This is a genomic window from Vibrio sp. 10N.247.310.24 (assembly GCF_041467175.1).
Lineage (GTDB): Bacteria > Pseudomonadota > Gammaproteobacteria > Enterobacterales > Vibrionaceae > Vibrio > Vibrio tasmaniensis_A.
Genome location: NZ_JBFSUD010000147.1, coordinates 1 through 4,390, shown reverse-complemented (window position 1 = coordinate 4,390; position 4,390 = coordinate 1). Strand labels below are relative to the sequence as shown.

Annotated in this window: 4 protein-coding genes; all 4 read left to right on the top strand. The window is 47.2% G+C overall.

Annotated features, from left to right (window positions below; all coding sequences use genetic code 11):
• Window positions 1-203: 203 nt before the first annotated feature.
• The 4 genes from AB6E08_RS22710 to AB6E08_RS22695 are packed head-to-tail and all read left to right on the top strand — an operon-like array spanning window position 204 to window position 4,299.
• Window positions 204-1,370, top strand: a complete 1,167-nt coding sequence (locus AB6E08_RS22710) for an ABC transporter substrate-binding protein (RefSeq protein WP_029224023.1) — start codon at window positions 204-206, stop codon at window positions 1,368-1,370.
• Window positions 1,371-1,375: 5 nt separating this feature from the next.
• Window positions 1,376-3,076 carry an ABC transporter permease gene (locus AB6E08_RS22705; protein WP_372063626.1) on the top strand — a complete coding sequence of 567 codons (1,701 nt, stop codon included), beginning with the start codon at window positions 1,376-1,378 and terminating at the stop codon, window positions 3,074-3,076.
• Complete coding sequence (locus AB6E08_RS22700) at window positions 3,042-3,692, top strand: ATP-binding cassette domain-containing protein (RefSeq protein WP_012603669.1); 651 nt, start codon at window positions 3,042-3,044, stop codon at window positions 3,690-3,692. Before AB6E08_RS22705 ends, AB6E08_RS22700 begins: the two co-directional genes overlap by 35 nt.
• Window positions 3,682-4,299, top strand: a complete 618-nt coding sequence (locus AB6E08_RS22695) for a CDP-alcohol phosphatidyltransferase family protein (RefSeq protein ID WP_012603668.1) — start codon at window positions 3,682-3,684, stop codon at window positions 4,297-4,299. Before AB6E08_RS22700 ends, AB6E08_RS22695 begins: the two co-directional genes overlap by 11 nt.
• Window positions 4,300-4,390 lie beyond the last annotated feature (91 nt).

Here is a 4,390-nt window from a genome sequence, read left to right as displayed (position 1 = left end):
CAGCAAACGCTGCCCGAAGGGTTCGGCTAAAAGCGTTTTACTCTTTGTTGAGGGAGATTTGCTTAGAGTGACTAGGCTACTTCCCCCTCGCCGCGATTATAACGCTTTTATCTCGAACAAAATTTAACCACGAAAGGTCAACACGCCCTAGGGAGTTTGAAAATACAATGCTCTTGCCCGTTCACTACCAAATGGAAAAGTTTATGAACAAGATAGTAAGTACGTTAGGAATCATGGCAACCGTTGCATACAGCGCAGCCATTTACGCTGATGAAGCAACATCAACCAATAGCTGGAACCAAATAGAACAGCAGGCAGAGGGACAAACTGTCTACTTTCACGCTTGGGGCGGAAGCCAAGAAATTAATCGTTACCTACAATGGGCAGGCAAGGAGTTACAAAGTGACTACGGTGTGACCTTAAAGCATGTAAAAGTAACCGACATTGCTGAAACGACTACTCGACTACTTGCAGAAAAAGCCGCAGGCAAGAACAGCGAAGGCAGTGTCGATATCGTTTGGATTAATGGTGAGAACTTCCGCTCGATGAAAGACAATGCGCTGTTATTTGGACCATTCACAGAATCACTTCCAAACTGGAAGTACGTTGATAAATCTTTACCAATTGATGTCGATTTCTCGGAGCCAACCGAAGGCTTAGAAGCACCTTGGGGCGTCGGACAACTTGTGTTCATCCACGACCAAGAGACACTAAACAATCCGCCACAATCGTTTTCAGAGATGTTGAGCTACGCTCAAGCTTTCCCTAACCGCTTAAGCTACCCTCGCCCACCTGAATTTCATGGCACCAGCTTCATCAAGTCTCTACTGATTGAGCTAACAGACAACAACCCTGCACTGGCTCAACCTGTTTCGGAAGACAACTTCCAAGAAGTTACTGCACCACTTTGGGCTTACTTAGATAAATTCCATAAAGTGGCATGGCGCGGTGGTAAACAATTCCCAGCGGGCACATCGGAAAGTATCCAACTTCTGGATGATGGTCAGCTCGATTTAGCGATTACCTTTAACCCAAATTCTGTCTATTCAGCACAATCAAGTGGCCGCCTAGCTGAAACTACCAAGGCCTATGCTCTAGAAAGCGGTGCTCTGTCTAACATTCACTTCCTTGCGATTCCTTGGAATGCTAATGCAAGTGCTGGCGCTCAGGTAACCATCAACTTCTTGTTGAGCCCAGAAGCACAATCGCGCAAAGGCGACCTCAATGTTTGGGGTGATCCTTCTGTATTAAGCAGCAAGTACCTGACTGGTAGCGCTAAGAATACTCAACAATTTAAATCGATTGATGAACCACACCCAAGCTGGCAAAACGCGCTCGAGAAAGAGTGGCTTAAGCGATACGGTAACTAAAATTCATGCTACGCGCTCTATATTATGTTGTTATAGCTGTGTGCATTATCCCTACGATTCCTGGGGTAGCGGGAGTAGTGGCCTCGTCACTGAGTTTCATCCCGCCCCTAGGTTTAGAGGAACCAACACTCAACGGTTTTAACCAAGTCTTTCAATGGGAAGGGGCTTGGCACTCTATTGGTTTGAGCCTAGGTTCAGCGGTCGCCAGCAGCTACATTGCCTGCTTCCTGACCTTTTGTATTCTTCAGGCTTCTTGGGGAAACAAGTATTGGAGAAAGATTGAGCTAACGCTATCGCCAATGCTTGCCATTCCGCATGTGGCTTTCGCTATCGGCTTTGCTTTTCTGTTTAGCCCAACAGGGCTTGGCGCAAGAGCCGTGCATCACTTACTTGGTGAATCGGCTACAAGCTCTGAATTGGCTTTGCTGATAAAAGATCCTTACGCGTTTGGCCTAATCATTATGCTCACACTCAAAGAAGTGCCCTTCTTATTGCTGATGAGCATTTCGATACTTCAACAAATCGATGTTGAACGCATCACTAAGGTCAGTGCCTCTCTGGGTTATAGCCGTGCTCAGATCTGGTGGAAGTGTATTTTCCCACAATGGTTTACCAAGCTTCGCTTCCCTATGTTGGCGGTGCTTGCTTACAGCGTATCGGTTGTCGACATCGCTCTGATCATTGGCCCAACCAATCCGCCGACCTTTGCCGTTTTGGTATGGCAATGGTTTAACGACCCAGACCTTAATCTATTGCCACGAGCTGCCGCTGGCGCCATCGTTTTATTCGGTTTAGCTTCGTTGATCATCGCCCTAGCGCGTCTAATCGAATGGGCAATTCTCAAGTACTTTAGAACTTGGCAATATTCAGGAAGAACAGGTATTAACCTTCCAGGAAAAACGATCTTCGCAGTGCTTGCTGCATTGTCACTACTGATCATTCCACTAATGGGGATTTGGAGTGTTGCCCAACGTTGGCGTTTCCCTGATTTACTTCCAAGTCGCTACAGCAAGCGTTTCTGGGAGTTTGAGTGGGATGGCATCATGAGCACCGTCGGGCAAAGCTTGTGGATTGGCCTTATTGCCGCTTCCGTTGCTTTATTACTCGCGCTGGTAGCTCATGAGTACCGAATCAAATACAAGTGGCAAGTTCCGGGCTTTATTATCGCGATTCCCATGTTGATACCTCAACTCTCGGTATTGTTCGGCATGCAAGTGACCACGCTTTATATCGGCAGCAGCGCCTATGAATTTTGGGTAATTTGGGCGCATGTTTTCTTTGCTTTCCCGTTTGTGTATCTGTCTTTGGATGGCCCTTGGAAAAGCTTCAATGACGGCCTGATAAAAGCCTCGTTGAGCTTGGGTAAATCGCCATTTCAAAGCTGGTACTCCATCAAGCTGCCTATCTTGTTACCCGCTATTGCCTTTGCTTGGGCGGTCGGGATCAGCGTAAGTTTGGCTCAGTACTTACCCACCTTGATGCTCGGCGCGGGCCGTATTAGCACAATCACCACAGAAGCCGTTGCCCTTACCAGTGGTTTCGACCGCAGAGTGACAGCTATCTATGCCATTTGGCAGGCCCTATTGCCTCTGTTCTTTTTCTCTTTAGCGATATTAGTCAGCCGACTTCAACTCAGATATCGCCGTCTTACTTTTAAAGGTTTTCTAACGAATGAGTCTGCACCTCAACGACCTCGCCATCCGTAAAAACGATGGTGTATCGCTGTTTTCAGCGCTAAACGTAACATTAGAATCAGGCCAAGTATTGGCTTTGATGGGGCCGAGCGGCTGCGGAAAATCGACCTTGTTGGACGCCGTAGCTGGGCACTTAAATGATGAGTTTTCGTATTCTGGCACCGTTATTTTGAACGACATTCAGCTGGATGACCTGCCTTCACATCAGCGTGAAGTCGGTATTCTTTTTCAAGATGACTTGTTGTTCCCTCACCTCAAGGTATGGGAAAACTTGGCGTTCTCTCTGCCTAATTCAATTAAGGGCTCCGCTCGTCAACAGCAAGCGATGGCTGCACTAAAAGACATAGAGCTAACTCACTTGGCAGAGTCTTTCCCGGATCAAATATCTGGCGGTCAACGTGCAAGAATCAGCTTAACTCGTATGTTATTGGCGAAGCCGAAGCTCGCCCTACTCGACGAACCGTTTAGTAAGTTAGACCAAGAGTTAAGAGCACAATTTCGCGATTGGGTCTTCGAACAGCTGACAAAAGCAAATATCCCAACATTAATGGTCACGCACGACGAAGCTGACGTACCTCAAGGGGCGCAAGTGCTGTCTTGGCCATGGAGGAGTCATCATGCTGGATAAGTACTCCATCAAGGTCATTAAGTGGCCATTAAACCAATCAGCTAAGTTGCTGAGTCAATTCGGTATCACGGCAAATCAAACCACCTTATTTGGCTTTCTGGTCGGGTGTTTAGCGTTTCCGGCGTTGGCATTTCAACATTACGAATGGGCGCTAGGCTTCATTGTGTTCAACCGAGTATGTGATGGGCTTGATGGGGCTTTGGCTCGAATCCAAGGCATTAGTGACGCTGGCGGTTTTCTCGACATCAGCCTCGATTTCCTTTTCTATTCGTTAATTCCTTTTGGCTTTGTTATTGCGAACCCAGAACACAACGCCATTGCCGGTGCGTTTTTGATCTTCTCTTTTATCGGTACTGGCAGCAGCTTTTTGGCGTTTGCCGTGATGGCAGGCAAACGAGGCATCGAAAACCCAGTCTATAAGCATAAGTCTCTGTACTACATGTCAGGGCTAACCGAAGGCACTGAAACCATCGCTTGTTTCATCGCGTTCTGTATTTGGCCTCAACACTTTGCTGTTATCGCCTACACCTTTGGCACCGCGTGCTGGCTAACTACGTTCATGCGAATTTACTTTGGATTCCAGACACTCAAGGATCAAACTAGCTAGGGTGTGCATTTCTCATAAATAAAAACGCCGCTCAAATGAGCCAACACCTATCATTTAAGGTGTTTAGATCGCACAGTGTAGCGAGTCTTAC